Source organism: Streptomyces sp. NPDC047315 (genome assembly GCF_040643215.1).
Lineage (GTDB): Bacteria > Actinomycetota > Actinomycetes > Streptomycetales > Streptomycetaceae > Streptomyces.
Genome location: NZ_JBEYTZ010000003.1, coordinates 156,077 through 173,775, shown reverse-complemented (window position 1 = coordinate 173,775; position 17,699 = coordinate 156,077). Strand labels below are relative to the sequence as shown.

Sequence of the window (17,699 nt, the reverse complement as noted above, 5' to 3'; positions counted from 1 at the left end):
GTACCAGGAAGATCCCGACAACGCAGCGAGTGTGCGTGCCGGGTGCCGCGGCCCAGACGGGATTCGTCAGACACGGCCTAGCGCTCCCCGCGAGCGCGCCCTCCCTCGCGCCCCTTGGGCGTGCTCACCGCTGCACCGCGAGCGCGCTGGCCTCTGCGGACCGTGCGTGGTTCTCGCGCAGTTCCCCGCGCCCCTAAACCCCGTGCCCTCAGCCCGCAGACAAGTGGCGGGGGCAGCGAATCAGGGGCGCGGGGAACTGCGCGAACAGCCCACCACCGGGGCGCGGGGGCCAACGTTCTGGTAGGGCTACGGCGGGCATGCCCAGGGGCGCTGGGGGTCCCCCCACGCCCTCTGGGCGTAGGGGGCGGAACTGCGCGAGGAGCACCCACGGCCCGCAGTGACTGATCCTTCGTGCAGGATTACGGCGGGGACGTCAGAGGCGCGGGGAACTGCGCGACAAGCCCACCACCGGGGCACAGAGGCCAACGCACTCGCGGTGCAACGGCGAGCACGCCCAGGGGCGCGAGGAACTGCGCGAGCAACCGACCACCGGGCCGCAGAGGCCGGCGCGTTCGCGGTGCAACGGCGGACAGGGTGAGGGGCCCGGAGCGCCCCCGGCAGACGCGGGCACGGCCGCGCGGGGCAGGGCAGCAGCGCGAGGTCGCCGCAGGCGGTGGGGCTTCCCGCCGGGAGGCTACTTCGCCGGGAGAACCGCCGAGACGCGGAAGCCGCCCGCGTCCGTCGGCCCCGACACGAACACCCCGCCCAGCGCCAGCACCCGTTCCCGCATGCCCACCAGGCCGTTGCCCCCGCTCGGTAGGTCCGGGGCGTGCGCCCCGCCGTCCGCCGCGTCCGGCGCGCCGTTCTCCACCTGCATCGCGACCTCCGCGTCGCGGTGCGCCAGCCGCACCAGGACCTTCGCGCCCGCCGCGTGCTTGTGCACGTTCGTCAGCGCCTCCTGGACGACCCGGAACGCGGTCTGCTCGACCTCCGGCGCGTACACCCGCACCTCGCCGTGGACGGCGAACTCGACGACCATCCCCGCCTGCCGGGACTGCCCGACGAGCACCTCGACGTCCGCGATGGACGCGCTCCCGGCGCCGTCCCCCACGCCGGCCGCCGCCGCAGCAGCCGCAGCCGCAGCCGCGCCCACCGCGGCCAGCGGCACCGCCTTCTTGCGCTCCTCCTCCGCGCCCGCGCGCAGCACGCCCAGCATCTCGCGCAGCTCCGTCAGCGCCTGGCGGCCCATGTCGCCGACGAGCGCCGCGTTCTTCACGGCCTTCTGGGGGTCCTTGAGCGCGACCGCCTGGAGCGCCGCGGCGTGCACCACCATCAGGCTGACGCGGTGCGCCACCACGTCGTGCATCTCGCGGGCGATCCGGGTGCGCTCCTCGGTGCGCGCCCACTCGGCCCGCTCCTCCGCCCGGTCGGCGAGCAGCGAGAGCTCCTGTTCCAGGCTGTCGGCGCGCTCGCGCAGGCTCTCCATGAGCCGGCGCCGCGCGCCGATGTAGAGGCCGAAGAGGATCGGCGGCAGCGTCATCGCCACCGCGACGAAGATCGACATCGTGGGGATGAACCAGGCGCCCGGGTCGACGTACTCCTCCCGGGGCACGTCCCGCATGTCCTTCTCCATCTCCACGTAGACCACGACCAGGGTGGCCACCAGGGACATGCCGGTGAGCGTGCCGATGATCCGCCGCGGCACGTCGGACGCGGCCAGCGTGTAGAGGCCGACGACGGTCAGCAGGTACCCCATCTGTGCGGGGGTGATCGCGACGGCGACCAGGACGACCGCGATCGGCCAGCGGCGCCGTACGGTCAGCACGGAGCCGACGAGGAGGCCGAAGACCACCGCGAGGGCGGTCGGGGAGCCGGTGCGCCCCGCGAAGTGCACCCCTTCGACGGCGCACTCGACGGCGGACACGAGGCCGATCCCCACGTCCAGCGCGACGCTCCGCCGCCGTCCCCACCACAGCCAGGTACGGGTGGTGTCGCCCGTGGCGTCCTGGTGTGCCCCCGTTGTGGTCATGTCCTCCAGCCTACGGGCGCCCCATACCGAAATTCCCAGCAGTTTCGTCGGAGATTCGCGCTTCTGTACGGCCTCTCAAGCCAACACCGTCGCGGCGGGGGCGGGCGGTACGGCATAGTAGGGGCTGCTCCGGTGATCCGCGGTCATGAGATCCGCGTCACCACGAGCGGCCTTCCCAGGTCGTCTAATGGCAGGACAAATGGTTTTGGTCCATTGAATGAGGGTTCGATTCCTTCCCTGGGAGCACCGCGAGGGCGGGTCCTGACCAGCGACGGTCCGGACCCGCCCTCATTTCGCTGGTAGGAGCCCTGGGTATCCTTCGGATGTCCACCACTCGAAGCCGAAGGGCATTCCCGTGAGCGCCAACCGCCCGGCAGCCGTCGTCGTCCTCGCAGCGGGTGAGGGCACCCGCATGAAGTCGAAGACCCCCAAGGTCCTGCATGAAATCTGCGGGCGATCCCTCGTCGGACACGTCGTCAGTGCGGCGCGCGAGCTGGACCCGGAGCACCTGGTCGTGGTCGTGGGCCACGCCGCCGAGCAGGTCGGAGCCCATCTGGCGGATCGATACGCCGGTACCCGCACCGCCTTCCAGGCCGAGCAGAACGGCACCGGGCACGCGGTGCGCATCGCGCTGGAGGAGCTGGGGCAGAGCGTTTCGGGCACGGTCGTGGTGGTCTGCGGCGACACCCCGCTGCTGTCCGGCGCCACGCTGACCGCCCTCGCCGAGACCCACGCCGCCGACGGGAACGCGGTGACGGTTCTGACGGCCGAGGTGCCGGACGCCACCGGCTACGGGCGGATCGTGCGCGACGCGGCCACCGGCGCGGTGACCGCGATCGTGGAGCACAAGGACGCCACGGCGGAGCAGCGGGCGGTCCGGGAGATCAACTCCGGGGTGTTCGCCTTCGACGGGCAGCTGCTGGCGGACGCGCTGGGCAAGGTCCGCACGGACAACAGCCAGGGCGAGGAGTACCTCACCGACGTCCTGGGCATCCTGCGGGAGGCGGGGCACCGCGTGGGCGCGTCCGTGGCGGGCGATCACCGGGAGATCCTGGGCATCAACAACCGCGTACAGCTCGCCGAGGCCCGCCGACTGCTGAACCAACGACTCCTGGAGCAGGCGATGCTGGCCGGCGTCACGGTGGTGGACCCGACGTCCGTCCTCGTCGACGTCACCGTCACTTTCGAGCCAGACGCAGTGGTCCACCCCGGTACCCAGCTGCTGGGGGTCACCCATCTTGGGGAAGGTTCGGAAGTGGGTCCCAACACCCGCCTCAAGGACACCGCCGTGGGCGCCGGCGCCCGGGTGGACAACACGGTCGCGGACCGTGCGGAGATCGGCGCCGAGGCGTCGGTCGGCCCGTACGCGTATCTGCGCCCCGGTACCCGGCTCGGCACTAAGTCCAAGGCCGGGACGTACGTGGAGATGAAGAACGCGTCCATCGGCGAGGGCACCAAGGTGCCCCACCTGTCGTACGTCGGCGACGCCACGATCGGCGACTTCAGCAACATCGGCGCGGCCAGCGTCTTCGTGAACTACGACGGCGAGGCCAAGCACCACACCACGATCGGCTCCCACTGCAAGACGGGGTCGGACAACATGTTTGTGGCTCCCGTCACGGTCGGGGACGGCGCCTACACGGCGGCGGGATCCGTGATCACCAAGGACGTCCCCGCCGGGTCGCTGGCCGTCGCCCGTGGCCAGCAAAGGAATATCGAGGGTTGGGTGGCCCGCAAGCGCCCCGGCAGCGCCGCGGCACAGGCTGCGGCGGCTGCTGCCGAGAAGACCCCCGAGGACCTCTGACGAGAACTGACCGGAAACAGGTGCGCCGAACTGGGCGTACCGTGATACGTGCACACATTCGGCTGGCCCGCGATCGCCCCTGTCCGCGGCCAGAGAACACCCTCTGAGGAGACAGTGCTGTGACCGGGATCAAGACGACCGGCGAGAAGAAACTGATGCTCTTCTCCGGCCGCGCCCACCCCGAGCTGGCCGAGGAAGTCGCGCATCAACTGGGTGTCGGCCTGGTGCCGACCAAGGCATTCGACTTCGCCAACGGCGAGATCTACGTCCGCTTCCAGGAGTCCGCGCGCGGTGCGGACTGCTTCCTGATGCAGAGCCACACGGCCCCCATCAACAAGTGGGTCATGGAACAGCTGATCATGATCGATGCGCTGAAGCGGGCCTCCGCGCGCAGCATCACCGTGATCGTGCCGTTCTACGGGTACGCCCGCCAGGACAAGAAGCACCGCGGGCGCGAGCCGATCTCCGCGCGGCTGATCGCCGATCTGATGAAGACGGCGGGCGCGGACCGCATCCTCACGGTGGACCTGCACACCGACCAGATCCAGGGCTTCTTCGACGGCCCGGTGGACCACCTCTTCGCGCTGCCGGTCCTCGCGGACTACGTGGCCGCGAAGGTGGACCCGGCCAAGCTGACGGTGGTCTCCCCCGACGCCGGCCGCGTCCGGGTCGCCGACCGCTGGTGCGACCGGCTCGGCGCGCCGCTGGCGATCGTCCACAAGCGTCGCGACAAGGACGTCGCCAACCAGGTGACCGTCCACGAGGTCGTCGGCAACGTCGAGGGCCGGGTCTGCGTCCTGGTCGACGACATGATCGACACCGGCGGCACCATCTGCGCCGCGGCGGACGCGCTGTTCGCCAACGGTGCGGAGGACGTCATCGTCACCGCCACGCACGGCGTGCTCTCCGGCCCGGCCGCGGACCGCCTGAAGAACTCGAAGGTGAGCGAGTTCGTCCTCACCAACACCCTGCCGACCCCCGGCGACCTGGAGCTCGACAAGATCACGGTGCTGTCGATGGCGCCGACGATCGCCCGCGCGGTGCGCGAGGTCTTCGAGGACGGCTCGGTGACCAGCCTCTTCGAGGAGCAGGCGTAACCCGTACCCCAGCTAAGAAAGGGCCGTGACCTGCCGTTTTCGGCGGTCACGGCCCTTTCGCGTAGACTGCTGGGGTTGCTCGGCGAGGGAGGCCGCACCGCGTGTGCGGCGGTCCGTTATCGACGCGCTCTTCGCATCAGGCGTAGCAGGCCAGTCATGGCCGGGTGACCCCGACATCCGTCTGTTGTACGAGGAGTGCACATGTCCGAGGTGAAGCTCTCCGCGAGCCTCCGCACCGAGTTCGGCAAGGGCGCCGCCCGCCGCGTCCGCCGCGACCACAGGGTCCCCGGCGTTCTGTACGGCCACGGCACCGACCCGGTCCACCTGACCCTGCCGGGCCACGAGCTGCTGCTGGCGCTGCGCACGCCGAACGTCCTGCTCTCCCTGGACATCGACGGCAAGAACGAGCTGGCCATCCCGAAGGCCGTCCAGCGCGACCCGCTGAAGGGCTTCCTGGAGCACGTCGACCTGCTCCTGGTCAAGCGCGGCGAGAAGGTCACCGTCGAGATCCCGGTCACCGCCGAGGGCGAGCTGGCCCCCGGTGGCTACCTGCTGGAGCACGTCCTGAACGCGCTGCCGGTCGAGGCCGAGGCCACCCACATCCCCGAGGGCGTCACCGTCTCCGTCGCGGGCCTGGAGGCCGGTGCCTCCATCCTCGCCAAGGACATCGCGCTGCCGTCCGGCGTGACCCTGGCCGTCGACGAGGACGCGGTCGTCCTCCAGGTCCTGGCCGCGCAGGCCGAGGAGCCCGCCGCCGAGACCGAGGGCGAGGGCGAAGCCGCCGCCGAGGCGTGATCACGCCCCGTCGTTCGTGACAGGTCGCCGCTCGTGCCCCCGCCCGGGGCGCGGGCGGCGCTCCCCTTTCCAGATGGAGACGATCCGCAGATGACGACCCCCGCGACCACCGATCCCGCTGCGCCCTGGCTGGTCGTGGGCCTCGGCAACCCCGGGCCCGGCTACGCGGCGAACCGCCACAACGTGGGCTTCATGGTCGCCGACCTGCTCGCGGAACGCATCGGCGGTACGTTCAAGCGCGCCCAGAAGGCCCAGGCACAGGTCCTGGAGGCCCGCATCGGCCCGCCGGGACCGGCGAGCCGACGCGTGGTGCTCGTGAAGCCGACGTCGTACATGAACCTCTCCGGCGGCCCGGTGACCGCGCTGCGGGACTTCTACAAGGTCCCCACCGCGCACGTGGTCGCCGTCCACGACGAACTCGACATCGACTACGGCACCCTGCGGCTCAAACTGGGCGGCGGCGACAACGGCCACAACGGCCTGAAGTCCATCACCAAGTCCCTGGGCAGCGACTACCACCGGGTGCGCTTCGGCATCGGCCGCCCGCCCGGCCGGATGCAGGTCGCCGACTTCGTCCTGAAGGACTTCTCCGCCGCCGAACGCAAGGAACTCTCCTACTTCGTGGACCGCGCGGCGGACGCGGTGGAGAGCCTGGTCTCGGAGGGCCTGGAACGCGCCCAGAGCGCGTACAACTCCTGAGCGCGCAAGAAGGACGAAGGGTCCGCCGGCCCCGTCGCTGACGTCCAGCGGCGGGGCCGGCGGCCGTTCGACGTCAGCCCGTGTTGCGCAGGCCCGCCGCCACGCCGTTGACCGTCAGCAGCAGGGCGCGGGCGAGCAGGGGGTCCGGCTCCTCGTTGCGCTCGGCGGCTGCACGCTGGCGGGCCAGCAGGGAGACCTGGAGGTAGGAGATCGGGTCCAGGTACGCGTCACGGATCGCAAAGGTCTGCTGGAGCACCGGGTTGGGGTCGAGCAGGCGCTCGCCGCCGGTGATCTTCAGGACCTCGCTGACCGTCAGCTCGTGCTCCGCCTCGATCGTGGCGAACACGTGCTTGAGCTCCTGCGGCACCAGCGTGTCCACGTAGTGCCGGGCGATCCGCAGGTCCGTCTTGGCGAGCGTCATCTCCACGTTCGCCAGGAAGTTGCGGAAGAAGTGCCAGTGCTCGTGCATCTCCTCCAGCACGGTGTCCAGGCCGGCCTCCCGCAGCGCCTTGAGGCCGGAGCCCACGCCGAACCAGCCGGGCACGATCTGCCGCGACTGGGTCCAGCCGAAGACCCACGGGATGGCCCGCAGCCCGTCGAGGCCCGCGCCCGAGTCCGGGCGGCGGGACGGCCGCGAGCCCAGGTGCAGCTCCGCGAGCTGGTCCACCGGGGTGGAGGCGAAGAAGTACGCCGGCAGGTCCGGGTCCTCCACCAGCCGCCGGTACGCCGCGTGCGCCGCGTCCGAGACCGTGTCCATCGCCGCGTCCCAGCGGGCCAGCGCCTCCACGGACTGCCGGGGCGCGGTGTGCAGCGCGGACGCCTGGAGCGTGGCGGCGACCGTCAGCTCCAGGTTCTCCCTGGCCAGCGAGGGGATGAGGTACTTGTCGGAGATGACCTCGCCCTGCTCGGTCACCTTGATCTCGCCCTCCAGCGTGCCCCAGGGCTGCGCCAGGATCGCGTCCGCGGTGGGGCCGCCGCCGCGGCCGACGGTGCCGCCGCGGCCGTGGAAGAGCCGCAGCCGCACGCCGTGCCGGTGCGCCACGTCGCGCAGCCGCCGCTGCGCCCGGTGGATCTCCCACTGGGAGGTGGTGATGCCGCCGAACTTCGACGAGTCCGAGTAGCCGAGCATGACTTCCTGCACGTCGCCGCGGAGCGAGACGAGCCGTCGGTAGGACGGGTCGGAGAGCATGTCGTCCAGGATGACGTCGGCCGCGCGCAGCTCGTCCGTGGTCTCCAGCAGCGGCACGATCCCGATCTTCGCCCAGCCGCCGTGCAGATCGAGCAGGCCGGCCTCGCGGGCGAGGACGGCCGCGGCGAAGACGTCGTCCGCGCCCTGGCACATCGAGATGATGTACGACTCGATGACCTCGGGCCCGAACCGTTCGAACGCCTGCTTGACGGTGTGGAAGACGCCGAGGGTCTTCTGGCCGGCGGCGTCCAGCGGCGCGGGCGTGGGCGCCAGCGGCCGGCGCGAGCGCAGCTCCTTGGCCAGCAGCTTCTGCCGGTACTCGCGCGGCATGTCCGCGTACCGCCAGGACTCCTCACCGAGCCGGTCGAAGAGCTGGCCGAGCGCGTGGTGGTGCGCGTCGGCGTGCTCGCGCACGTCCATGGTGGCGAGCTGGAGGCCGAACGCGGAGAGCGTGCGGATCGTGCGCTCCAGGCGGCCGTCGGCGAAGAGCCCGCCGCGGTGCGCGCGCAGCGACGACTGGATCAGGGTGAGGTCGGCCAGCAGCTGGGTGGTGCCGAGGTAGTCGCGGCCGGGCTCGTGCTTGGTGCCGTTCGCCAGCCGCGCCCGGGTGTTGTGCAGCTTCTGCTGGACGCAGGTGGCCTTCAGCCGGTACGGCTCCTCCGCGTTCAGCCGCTTGTAGCGGGGGCTGATCTCGGGCAGCGCCGCCAGGTCGGCCTCCAGGGAGGCCAGCAGCTCGTCGGTGGCGCCGGTGTAGCGGATCGAGTTCGACAGCAGTCCGCGCAGCGAGTCGACGAGTTCGAGCGCGTCGGTGATGCCGTGCTCGTGCTGGAGGATCAGCACCTCCCAGGTGACGTCCGGGGTCACGTTCGGGTTGCCGTCGCGGTCGCCGCCGATCCAGGTGCCGAAGGTCAGCGGGCGGGTGCCGGCGGGCAGCGGGACGCCGACCCGCTCCAGCTCGGCCGCGAGGTCCTCCAGGACGTCCCCGACGGCGCCGGCGTGCAGTTCGTCGAGGTAGTAGATGGCGTTGCGGGCCTCGTCGGCGGGCTCGGGGCGGACCACCCGCAGCTCGTCGGTCTGCCAGATGAGGTCGATGTTCTCCGCGAGCCGCAGGTCGCAGCGGCGGCGGTCGGCGCTGCCGGCGCCGCCGGCCGGGTCGCGGTCCAGCAGTTCGGCGATGCGGCGCAGCTTGTTGAGGACGGAGCGGCGGGCCGCCTCGGTGGGGTGGGCGGTGAAGACGGGGCGCACGTTCAGATTGCCGACGGTCTGGCGCAGGTGCTCGGGGTCGGCGTCCTTGAGGAGGTCCGCGGTGCGGGCCAGCAGACCGCCCTCGGCGGCGCGCCGCTCGCGCATCTCCTTGCCGCGGTGCACCTGTTCGGTGACGTTGGCGAGGTGGAAGTAGGTGGAGAACGCGCGTACCAGCTTGGCCGCGGTCTCCAGGTCGGTGTCGCCCAACAACTGCGCCGCCGCCTCCCCGTCGCTGCGGGTCAGGGCGCGGACGCGCTCTACGAGGTCCAGCAGTTCTTCGCCCTCCTGACGGACGATGGTCTCGCCCAGGAGGTCGCCCAGTCGGCGGATGTCTGCCCGGAGTTCGGCGCTGGCCGTGGGTGTCTGGTCGGCACTGCTCACAGGTGCTGCTCCTTGCGGTGTTTGAGCACGTCTGGAGGGGTACTGGAGTCGGCGGACCGCGCTGTCCGGCACGTTCCAGGATAGGTGTCCGCCGGCTGGCGCCGTCTGGAGGGGCTCTTGCCGCGCCGCTGCGCGCTGCCATACTTACGTTGCCGTAGGTTACGCATCCGTAGTACGGCAGGTATGTGGATCTTCCACCCCATCTCACACCCCCCAGGGGACCTTCCATGACGACAAGCCCCGACCTCCTCGACGACGTCCCGGACGCGGCTGCGGACGGGACCGCAGAAGGGAGCGCCGAGGGGAGAGCGGCGGCGGCCGGCGCCGCGGGAGCCGCGTCCGCCGGCTCCGCCACCCTCGGCGGGGACGACAAGCGTTCGATCGAGCAGATCACCCTGCTGCTCTTCATCGCGGTCCCCTTCCTCGCCCTGGTCGCCGCGGTGCCGCTGGCCTGGGGCTGGGGGGTGAGCTGGCTGGACCTCGGCCTGCTGGTCGCGATGTACTTCATCGGCTGCCACGGCATCACGGTCGGCTTCCACCGCTACTTCACCCACGGCTCCTTCAAGGCCAAGCGCCCGCTGCGGATCGCGCTGGCGATCGCCGGCTCCCTCGCCGTCGAGGGCCCGGTGGTGCGCTGGGTGGCCGACCACCGCAAGCACCACAAGTTCTCGGACGCGGAGGGCGACCCGCACTCGCCGTGGCGGTACGGGGAGAGCGTGCCCGCGCTGCTGAAGGGCCTGTGGTGGGCGCATGTGGGCTGGATGTTCAACGTGGAGCAGACGCCGCAGCACAAGTACGCGCCGGATCTGGTGAAGGACCCGGACGTGCGGCGGATCTCGCGCCACTTCGTCTTCTACACCGCGCTCTCGCTGCTCTTCCCCGCCCTCGTCGGCGGTCTGGTGACGATGTCGTGGTGGGGCGCGTTCACCGCGTTCTTCTGGGGTTCGCTGGTGCGGGTGGCGCTGCTGCACCACGTGACGTGGTCGATCAACTCGATCTGCCACGCGGTGGGCAAGCGGCCGTTCCGATCACGTGATCGTTCGGGGAACGTGTGGTGGCTGGCGGTGCTGTCCTGCGGCGAGTCCTGGCACAACCTGCACCACGCGGACCCGACCTCCGCCCGCCACGGCGTACTGCGCGGACAGGTCGATTCCAGTGCGCGGCTGATCCGCTGGTTCGAGAAGCTGGGGTGGGCGTACGACGTCCGCTGGCCGAGCGAGGAGCGCATCGACGCCAAGCGGGACGCGGACCGACGACCCGTCGGAGCCACCGACACGGCATGATGGACGACGTGGCGACGGACGGCAGCAGCAGTAGCACGGAGAAGACCAGGTCATCGGGGCGGCGTACGCGCCGGGTGCGGATGACGGGCGCGGAGCGCCGCGAGCAGCTGCTGGACATCGGCCGGGCCCTCTTCGCGGACAAGGGCTTCGAGGGCACGTCGGTGGAGGAGATCGCCGCGAAGGCCGGCGTCTCCAAGCCGGTGGTGTACGAGCACTTCGGCGGCAAGGAGGGGCTGTACGCGGTCGTGGTCGACCGGGAGATGCGCCAACTGCTGGACATGGTGACGGGCGCGCTGACCGCCGGGCACCCGCGGGAGCTGCTGGAGCAGGCCGCGTTCGCCCTGCTCGACTACATCGAGCGGTACACCGACGGCTTCCGGATCCTGGTGCGGGACTCTCCGGTGGCCCAGTCGACGGGCACGTTCGCCTCGCTGATCAGCGACATCGCCACGCAGGTCGAGGACATCCTCGGCATGGAGTTCAAGAACCGGGGCTTCGATCCCAAGCTGGCGCCGCTGTACGCGCAGGCGCTGGTGGGCATGGTCGCGCTGACGGGCCAGTGGTGGCTGGACGCCCGCCGCCCGAAGAAGGCGGAGGTCGCGGCGCACCTGGTGAACCTGGCCTGGCACGGCCTGGACGGCCTGGAGCAGAAGCCGAGACTGATAGGCCACCGCAAGAACTGACACCCTTCTCTGCGGGTGCGATAACCTCTGCGACCTGGTGGAACGCCACCTGACATACCCGCCGTGGCCCTGCGGCTGCGCTGGTCTCCACCGGCCGGTGGTGGGTTGCTCGCGCAGTTCCCCGCGCCCCTGTTTCGCTGCCCCCGTCGCCCATCTGCGGGACGAGGGTCTTTAGGGGCGCGGGGAACTGCGCGACAAGCCACAGACGGGCCGCAGACGCCGCAACACGGCCCGCCGCACGGCGAGGCCGCGTCGCTCGGCGCGGTTAGGTCGTCGGCTTGCGGGCCACCGCGAAAACGCGGCGGAAGGGGAAGACCGTGCCGTGCGGGCCCGGCGGATAGGCGTCGCGCAGCAGGGCGCGGTACTGGTCGAGGAATTCGTCAACGGCCCCGGCGTCCTCGCCGAGTTCGGTCAGGATCGGCCGCAGCGCGGTGCCCTTGACCCAGTCGAGCACCGGGTCGTCGCCGGAGAGCAGTTGGAAGTAGGTGGTCTCCCAGGTGTCGGTGGCGCACCCCAGGTCGGTCAGGCGCATCAGGTAGTCGGCGGGGTCCAGGACGTAGGTGTAATCGTGCCCCCGGCCGCCGAGGCGCCGGCGCCACTGCGGCAGCCCGCACAGGGTGCCGAGGAGGGCGTGGCTGGGTGCGGTGTAGTTGCCGGGCACCTGGAAGGCGAGGGTGCCGCCGGGGTTGAGGCCGTCGATCCAGCAGGCGAAGGACTCCGGATGGTTGGGAACCCACTGGAGGGCGGCGTTGGAGACGATCAGGTCGTACGGTTCGTCGGGCGTCCAGTGCGCGGCGTCGGCGGCGCGGAAGTCCAGCCAGCCGCCTCCGCTGGTGGCGCCGGCGTGGTCCTTCTCCGCCCGGTCGAGCATGTCCGGCGAATTGTCGTAGCCGGTGATCCGGGCGTCGGGCCAGCGCTCGGCGAGCAGCGCGGTGACGTTGCCCGGGCCGCAACCGATGTCGGCTATGCGCGGCGCGCGCCCGCCGGTCGTCGGCAGGTCCGGAATGCGTCCTAGCAGATCCAGGAAAGGACGGGTCCGATGACCCGAGTGGCGCAGGTACTGATGGGGATCCCAGATGGGTGCAGTTGGCATGTTCGTGCCCCCTAGCATGAGCGATTGGCCGAAACGGAACGGGTCCGGCCCGTCCATGCCCAAGACTCACGCGAAATATCTCTTGACGTCAAGAGACTTCATGTCGACAGACCCTCTACACTGATCGTCATGGAGGACGAGGTCGATCGACTGGTCGCGGCGTGGCGCCGTGAGCGCCCCGACCTCGACGTGGAACCGCTGGAAGTGCTCAGCCGGGTTTCCCGGCTGGCCCGACACCTGGATCGGGCGCGCCGCATCGCCTTCTCCGAGCACGACCTGGAGCCGTGGGAGTTCGACGTGCTCACGTCGCTGCGCCGCGCCGGAGCGCCCTATCAGCTCTCCCCCGGGCAGCTGCTCACCCAGACCCTGGTGACCTCGGGCACCATGACCAACCGCATCGACCGACTGGCCAAGCGGGGGCTCGTGGAGCGGCTGCCGGACCCCACGGACCGACGCGGCGTCCTGGTGCGGCTCACGCCCGAGGGGCGGGACCGCGCGGACCGGGCGCTCGCCGGGCTGCTCGCCCAGGAGCGCGCGATCCTCGTGGAGCTATCCGGTGCGCAGCGGGCCGAGTTGGCCGCGCTGCTACGCCAGCTGACCGCCCCGTTCGACAACGTCCCCGGTTAGGTCCACCGGGCCGACGCCCGCGCGCCGGGCCAGGGCCACCGCCGCCAGCGTGGAGTGCACGCCGAGCTTTCCGAGCACGTTCTGCATGTGCGTACGGACGGTGTGCGGCGACAGGAACAGGCGCTCGGCGACCGCCTTGCGCCCCAGCCCCGCCACCATGCACCGCAACACCTCGCGCTCGCGCGGCGTGAGCGACTCCACCAGCCGCTCGCTCTCCGTGCGGTGCTTGCGCGCGGCCGTCAGCTCCCGCAGCACACCGGTGAGGAGCGCGGGCGGCAGGTGCGTCTCGTCCCGCAGCACGCCCCTGATCACGGCGAGCAGTCGCTGGAGCGAACAGTCCTTGGCGACCCAGCCGGAGGCGCCGGCCTGGAGCGCGAGGGCCGCTCGGTGCGGATCGTCCTTCTCCGCGAGGACCACGCAGTGCACGCCGGACTGGCCGGAACGCACCCCAGCGACGAGCGAGAGCCCGTCGAGGATGCTGACCACTCCGTGCTCGCCCTCGTCGGGCACGGCACGGGCGACCGGGGCCCGGCCGCCCGGCGGGTGGGGCGCGCCCACCCCCAGATCGCCGTCGACGAGCATGACGTCGAACGGCCGGCCGTCGCCCGCGGCCCGCTCCAGACAGCGCAACGCGGCAGGCCCGCTGCCCGCGGCTGCGACGTCGACGTCCGGCTCGGCCGCCAGCGCGGCGGCCAAGGACTCGGCGAAGATTCGGTGGTCGTCCACCACCAGGACCCGAATACGGATCACAGACACACCCCCTGTGTCGGAGGACGGCTCGGGCGCGGATGCGCCACCCGACCGGGCTCCAGCCCGCCCGGCCGCCGCCGCGCAGTGACTGATACCCCACCCCGGGCGTCGTACCCCGCTGTCCTGTCCCCTGATCAACGCCGGCCCCCACCGGCGTTGAGCATCAGGGTACGGGCGGTAGCCGGAAGCGGAAGTGGATTTGCACAACTGATGACCAGGGCATGGGAGAGTCCATCCGCTGGGCCCGGGCCGCGGTGTGCCTGCGGGGGTGGCTGCGCCGGGTGGGACGGTTGATGCCGATCGGGCCCGACCGCGAACCAGCCACCCGCTCCGTACGGCCGTGACCGTACGGAGCGACGGGTACGGAGCAGCAGTGAAGCGCTGGCGCGTGCCGGCGCGTCAGGACAGCCGGCGGGCGCCGGCCGACGCCGCTGCCCCGAACCAGTGCGGCGGTGCGTACGACGCCTCGGCGAACGCCGCAGCGACCGCCGCCCCCACCGCCTCCTCGGCGCCCCGCGCCACCAGCGCCAGCACGGAGCCGCCGAAGCCGCCGCCCGTCATCCGGGCGCCCAGCGCCCCGGCCGACAGGGCCGCGGTGACGGCGAGGTCGACCTCGGGGCACGAGACGCGGAAGTCGTCGCGCAGCGAGGCGTGGCCCGCGGTGAGGACCGGGCCCAGCGCCGGCAGGTCACCGGCGGCGAGCAGGTCGACGGCGCGCAGCACGCGCTCGTTCTCTGTGACGACGTGCCGCACCAGGCCCCGGGAGTCGGCGTCCGGCAGCCGGCCGAGCGCCGCGGGCAACTCGCCGTGCGGCACGTCGCGCAGCGCCCGTACGCCCAAGGTGCGCGCGGCGGCCTCGCAGCCGGCGCGGCGCCGGCCGTACTCGCCGTCCGCGTGGGCGTGCTGGACGCGGGTGTCGACGACGAGGAGCGCGAGGCCGTGCGCGGCGGGGTCGAAGGGGACGTGGCGCCGCGACAGGTCGCGGGTGTCCAGGAAGAGGGCGTGGCCCGGGGTGCAGCACGCCGAGGCGGCCTGGTCCATGATCCCGGTGGGGGCGCCGATGTACGCGTTCTCCGCCCGGCGGCACAGCAGCGCCAACTCATCGCCCGGAAGGCCCAGTTCGTACAGGTCGTTCAGGGCGAGGGCGCAGGCGACCTCCAGCGCGGCCGACGAGGACAGTCCGGCGCCGGGCGGCACGGTCGAGGAGAAGGTCACGTCGACGCCGCCGACCGGGTGGCCCGCGTCCCGCAGCGCCCACGCGACGCCGGCCGCGTAGCCGGCCCAGCCGCGCGGCCCGCGTCCGGGCTCCAACGCGTCGATCCGTAGCTGAACGGGGTCTTTGGTACCGCCGGACGCGGCCGGGAAGCGCAGCCGCAGCAGGCCGTCGTCGCGGCGCGCGGCTGCGACGGTGACCTGCTGCGACAGCGCGAAGGGCAGCACGAAACCGTCGTTGTAGTCGGTGTGTTCGCCGATCAGGTTCACCCTGCCCGGGGCCGCCCACACCCCTGCGCGTGCGGTGTTGGTCATCGCAGTCGCGCCTGGGCGAATCGCCACGCGTCGGCGACGATGGTCGTCAGATCGGGGCGGGCCGGCGTCCAGCCGAGGCGTTCGCGGGCGGCGTCGGCGGAGGCGACGAGGACGGCCGGGTCGCCGGGGCGCCGCGGCGCGACGACTTCGGGCACCTCGCGCCCGGTGACCTGCCGCACGGCCGCGATGACCTCGCGGACCGAGAAGCCGTTGCCGTTGCCGAGGTTGCAGATCAGGTGCTCGCCGGGACGGGCGGCGGCGAGGGCCAGCAGATGCGCGTCGGCGAGGTCGGCGACGTGGATGTAGTCGCGTACGCAGGTGCCGTCGGGCGTGGGGTAGTCGTCCCCGTACACCGCGATCGAGGGGCGGCGGCCGAGGGCCACGTCGAGGACGAGCGGAATCAGATGGGTCTCGGGTTCGTGCCGCTCGCCCAACTCTCCGTACGCACCGGCCACGTTGAAGTAGCGCAGCGAGACCGCGGCCAGGCCGTGGGCGCGCGCCTCGCCGGCGATCATGTGGTCCACGGCGAGCTTCGACGCGCCGTAGGGGTTGGTCGGCGCGGTCGGGTCGGACTCGGTGACCGGGATGCGGACCGGTTCGCCGTAGGTCGCGGCGGTGGAGGAGAAGACGAGGGTGCGGACCCGGGCCGTGCGCATCGCGGCGAGCAGCGCCGTCGTCCCGCCGACGTTGTTCTCCCAGTACTTCTCGGGGTGCGTCATCGACTCGCCGACCTGGGAGTACGCGGCGAAGTGCAGCACCGCGTCGAAGGAGGGGTCCAGCCACTTGGCGGCGTCGCGGACGTCGCCCTCGACGAACTCCGCGCCCGCGGGCACGCCCTCGCGGAACCCGGTGGACAGGTCGTCCAACACGACGACCTCGTGCCCCGCCGCCAGCAGATGGCGCGCCACCACGCCGCCGACGTAACCTGCCCCGCCCGTCACCAGGTACTTGTGCTCGCTCATGCGCTCGCCGCCTCCCGCAGTCGCCGTGCCGCGGTCTCCGGCGGCACGTCATTGATGAACACGCTCATACCGGACTCGGACCCCGCCAGGTGCTTCAGCTTGCCGATGGCCCGTCGGATCGTGAAGAGTTCGAGATGGAGCCCGAACCCCGCGCGCCCGGCGGCCCGGAACGGCGCCTGGTGCCAGGCCGAGACGTACGGCGTGGGCGCTTGCCCCGCCCCGAAGAGCCGGTCGAAGCGCTTCAGCAGCTCCAGATAGACGCCGGGGAACTCGGCGCGCACGGCGTCGTCGAGTTCGCGGAGGTCGGGGACGCGGCGGCGGGGGTAGAGGTGCACCTCGTACGGCCAGTGCGCCGCGTACGGCACGAAGGCGACCCAGTGCTCGGCGTCGATGACCACCCGCGTTCCGTCGGTGACCTCGCGGGCCACGACGTCGTCGAAGAGGTTCCGCCCGGTGCGGCGGTGGTGCTCGGCGGCGGAGCGCAGCATCTGCGCGGTGCGCGGGGTGACGAAGGGGTACGCGTAGATCTGCCCGTGCGGGTGCCCGAGGGTGACGCCGATCTCGGCGCCCCGGTTCTCGAAGCAGAAGACCTGCTCGACCTGGCGCAGCCCGGCGAGTTCGGCGGTCCGGTCGGTCCACACGTCGAGCACCAGCGCGGCGCGGTCCTCGTCGAGGTCGGCGAAGGAGGCGTGGTGGTCGGAGGTGAAGCAGACGACCTCGCAGCGGCCGGCGGGCCCGGCGAGGGAGGGGAAGCGGTTCTCGAAGACGACGACGTCGTAGTCGTCGGCGGGGATCTCACTGAGCCGCCCGTCCCGGGAGGGGCAGAGCGGGCACTCGTCGGCGGGCGGCAGGTACGTCCTGCTCTGCCGGTGCGAGGCGATGGCGACGGCGTCGCCGAGCAGCGGATCGCGCCGGATCTCGGGGCCGGTGGTGACAGGGGGTTCGAGGGGGCGGCGGTCGACGACGGTGGTGCGGGGGGTGTGGTGGTGGGTGTCGTAGTAGAGGAGCTCGCGGCCGTCGGCGAGGCGGGTGGAGGTTTTTTTCACCGGAGGCCCCCTGAGGTTCCCCAACAGAAACAAACACAAAAAACCACAACCCAACACCCCAAGTCAATCCGGTACCACTCCGTTGGGCCGGGCGTGGGGCGCGCTCGCCGTTCCCCTGCGGCAGCTTCGGCCTCTGCGACCCGTCCGCTCGGCGCCGTTGCTCTGCGGTGGCGTTGATCCCCGCGACCCGGTGGTCGGTTGCTCGCGCAGTTCCCCGCGCCCCTGGACACCACCGCCATTCCCCTGCGGGCTTGTTGGTCTCCGCGGCCCGGTGGTCGGTTGCTCGCGCAGTTCCCCGCGCCCCTAGACCTCCGCGCCGTTCCCCTGCGGGAGCATCGGTCTCCGCGGCCCGGTGGTCGGTTGCTCGCGCAGTTCCGCCCCCTACGCCCGAAGGGCGTGGGGGAGCCCCAGCGCCACCTGTTTCGCTGCGCCCGTCACTCGTCTGCGGGCTGGGGCAGGGTCTTTTAGGGGCGCGGGGAACTGCGCGAC

Annotated in this window: 15 protein-coding genes and 1 tRNA gene; 9 read left to right on the top strand and 7 right to left on the bottom strand. The window is 71.9% G+C overall.

Translation table 11 applies throughout. The features are described from left to right. Nucleotides 1–694: 694 nt before the first annotated feature. Nucleotides 695–2,029 carry a histidine kinase gene (locus tag ABZ842_RS04375; RefSeq protein ID WP_361531374.1) on the bottom strand — a complete coding sequence of 445 codons (1,335 nt, stop codon included), beginning with the start codon at nucleotides 2,027–2,029 and terminating at the stop codon, nucleotides 695–697. Nucleotides 2,030–2,202: 173 nt separating this feature from the next. On the opposite strand from ABZ842_RS04375, the gene ABZ842_RS04370 reads away from it, so the two are divergent. From ABZ842_RS04370 to pth, 5 genes are all read left to right on the top strand, one after another. Continuing rightward, nucleotides 2,203–2,273: transfer RNA gene (locus ABZ842_RS04370), tRNA-Gln, on the top strand. A 111-nt stretch (nucleotides 2,274–2,384) separates the two neighbouring features. Then, nucleotides 2,385–3,833, top strand: a complete 1,449-nt coding sequence (gene glmU, locus ABZ842_RS04365) for a bifunctional UDP-N-acetylglucosamine diphosphorylase/glucosamine-1-phosphate N-acetyltransferase GlmU (RefSeq protein ID WP_361531371.1) — start codon at nucleotides 2,385–2,387, stop codon at nucleotides 3,831–3,833. Between the two features lie 119 nt (nucleotides 3,834–3,952). Next, complete coding sequence (locus tag ABZ842_RS04360) at nucleotides 3,953–4,930, top strand: ribose-phosphate diphosphokinase (protein WP_361531368.1); 978 nt, start codon at nucleotides 3,953–3,955, stop codon at nucleotides 4,928–4,930. Between the two features lie 201 nt (nucleotides 4,931–5,131). Continuing rightward, complete coding sequence (locus ABZ842_RS04355) at nucleotides 5,132–5,725, top strand: 50S ribosomal protein L25/general stress protein Ctc (RefSeq protein ID WP_361531365.1); 594 nt, start codon at nucleotides 5,132–5,134, stop codon at nucleotides 5,723–5,725. A gap of 90 nt (nucleotides 5,726–5,815) precedes the next feature. Next, nucleotides 5,816–6,424, top strand: coding sequence for an aminoacyl-tRNA hydrolase (gene pth, locus ABZ842_RS04350; RefSeq protein WP_361531362.1), 609 nt, complete (start codon nucleotides 5,816–5,818; stop codon nucleotides 6,422–6,424). A 73-nt stretch (nucleotides 6,425–6,497) separates the two neighbouring features. Here pth and ppc read toward each other — a convergent pair whose 3' ends face one another. Beyond that, nucleotides 6,498–9,239 (bottom strand): phosphoenolpyruvate carboxylase, encoded by a 2,742-nt coding sequence (gene ppc, locus ABZ842_RS04345; protein WP_361531359.1) that lies wholly within the window; start codon nucleotides 9,237–9,239, stop codon nucleotides 6,498–6,500. A 227-nt stretch (nucleotides 9,240–9,466) separates the two neighbouring features. Here ppc and ABZ842_RS04340 point away from each other — a divergent pair, with 227 nt between their 5' ends. After that, nucleotides 9,467–10,522, top strand: coding sequence for a fatty acid desaturase (locus ABZ842_RS04340; protein ID WP_361531356.1), 1,056 nt, complete (start codon nucleotides 9,467–9,469; stop codon nucleotides 10,520–10,522). Beyond that, nucleotides 10,519–11,205: a TetR/AcrR family transcriptional regulator gene (locus tag ABZ842_RS04335; protein WP_361531353.1), complete on the top strand. Its 687-nt coding sequence runs from the start codon at nucleotides 10,519–10,521 to the stop codon at nucleotides 11,203–11,205. The genes ABZ842_RS04340 and ABZ842_RS04335 overlap by 4 nt, the downstream gene beginning before the upstream one ends. Before the next feature lie 265 nt (nucleotides 11,206–11,470). Here the strand turns inward: ABZ842_RS04335 and ABZ842_RS04330 are convergent, their stop codons facing one another. After that, entirely contained in the window at nucleotides 11,471–12,298 is an 828-nt protein-coding gene (locus ABZ842_RS04330; protein ID WP_361531350.1) for a trans-aconitate 2-methyltransferase, read from the bottom strand. 129 nt (nucleotides 12,299–12,427) lie between these two features. Between ABZ842_RS04330 and ABZ842_RS04325 the strand changes: the two genes are divergently transcribed. After that, on the top strand, nucleotides 12,428–12,925 hold the full coding sequence (locus ABZ842_RS04325; RefSeq protein WP_361531347.1) for a MarR family transcriptional regulator: 498 nt from the start codon (nucleotides 12,428–12,430) through the stop codon (nucleotides 12,923–12,925). Here ABZ842_RS04325 and ABZ842_RS04320 read toward each other — a convergent pair. Then, nucleotides 12,884–13,675 carry a response regulator transcription factor gene (locus tag ABZ842_RS04320; protein ID WP_361531344.1) on the bottom strand — a complete coding sequence of 264 codons (792 nt, stop codon included), beginning with the start codon at nucleotides 13,673–13,675 and terminating at the stop codon, nucleotides 12,884–12,886. The two genes, ABZ842_RS04325 and ABZ842_RS04320, sit on opposite strands and share 42 nt — an antisense overlap. 221 nt (nucleotides 13,676–13,896) lie before the next feature. On the opposite strand from ABZ842_RS04320, the gene ABZ842_RS04315 reads away from it, so the two are divergent. Then, complete coding sequence (locus ABZ842_RS04315; RefSeq protein ID WP_361531341.1) at nucleotides 13,897–14,019, top strand: hypothetical protein; 123 nt, start codon at nucleotides 13,897–13,899, stop codon at nucleotides 14,017–14,019. A gap of 55 nt (nucleotides 14,020–14,074) precedes the next feature. Here the strand turns inward: ABZ842_RS04315 and galK are convergent, their stop codons facing one another. From galK to galT, 3 genes are read right to left on the bottom strand one after another with little or no spacing between them, the layout of a single operon-like run. After that, nucleotides 14,075–15,202, bottom strand: coding sequence for a galactokinase (gene galK, locus ABZ842_RS04310; protein ID WP_361531338.1), 1,128 nt, complete (start codon nucleotides 15,200–15,202; stop codon nucleotides 14,075–14,077). Next, nucleotides 15,199–16,164 (bottom strand): UDP-glucose 4-epimerase GalE, encoded by a 966-nt coding sequence (galE, locus tag ABZ842_RS04305; RefSeq protein ID WP_361531335.1) that lies wholly within the window; start codon nucleotides 16,162–16,164, stop codon nucleotides 15,199–15,201. The genes galK and galE overlap by 4 nt, the downstream gene beginning before the upstream one ends. Continuing rightward, complete coding sequence (galT, locus tag ABZ842_RS04300; protein ID WP_361531332.1) at nucleotides 16,161–17,210, bottom strand: galactose-1-phosphate uridylyltransferase; 1,050 nt, start codon at nucleotides 17,208–17,210, stop codon at nucleotides 16,161–16,163. Before galT ends, galE begins: the two co-directional genes overlap by 4 nt. Nucleotides 17,211–17,699 lie beyond the last annotated feature (489 nt).

Bases quoted from the DNA above. Each gene is read 5' to 3' on its own strand.
- ABZ842_RS04375 (WP_361531374.1), bottom strand. From the start codon at position 2,029: ATGACCACAACGGGGGCACACCAGGACGCCACGGGCGACACCACCCGT.
- ABZ842_RS04355 (WP_361531365.1), top strand. From the start codon at position 5,132: ATGTCCGAGGTGAAGCTCTCCGCGAGCCTCCGCACCGAGTTCGGCAAG.
- pth (WP_361531362.1), top strand. From the start codon at position 5,816: ATGACGACCCCCGCGACCACCGATCCCGCTGCGCCCTGGCTGGTCGTG.
- ABZ842_RS04340 (WP_361531356.1), top strand. From the start codon at position 9,467: ATGACGACAAGCCCCGACCTCCTCGACGACGTCCCGGACGCGGCTGCG.
- ABZ842_RS04335 (WP_361531353.1), top strand. From the start codon at position 10,519: ATGATGGACGACGTGGCGACGGACGGCAGCAGCAGTAGCACGGAGAAG.
- ABZ842_RS04330 (WP_361531350.1), bottom strand. From the start codon at position 12,298: ATGCCAACTGCACCCATCTGGGATCCCCATCAGTACCTGCGCCACTCG.
- ABZ842_RS04325 (WP_361531347.1), top strand. From the start codon at position 12,428: ATGGAGGACGAGGTCGATCGACTGGTCGCGGCGTGGCGCCGTGAGCGC.
- ABZ842_RS04315 (WP_361531341.1), top strand. From the start codon at position 13,897: ATGGGAGAGTCCATCCGCTGGGCCCGGGCCGCGGTGTGCCTGCGGGGG.
- galK (WP_361531338.1), bottom strand. From the start codon at position 15,202: ATGACCAACACCGCACGCGCAGGGGTGTGGGCGGCCCCGGGCAGGGTG.
- galE (WP_361531335.1), bottom strand. From the start codon at position 16,164: ATGAGCGAGCACAAGTACCTGGTGACGGGCGGGGCAGGTTACGTCGGC.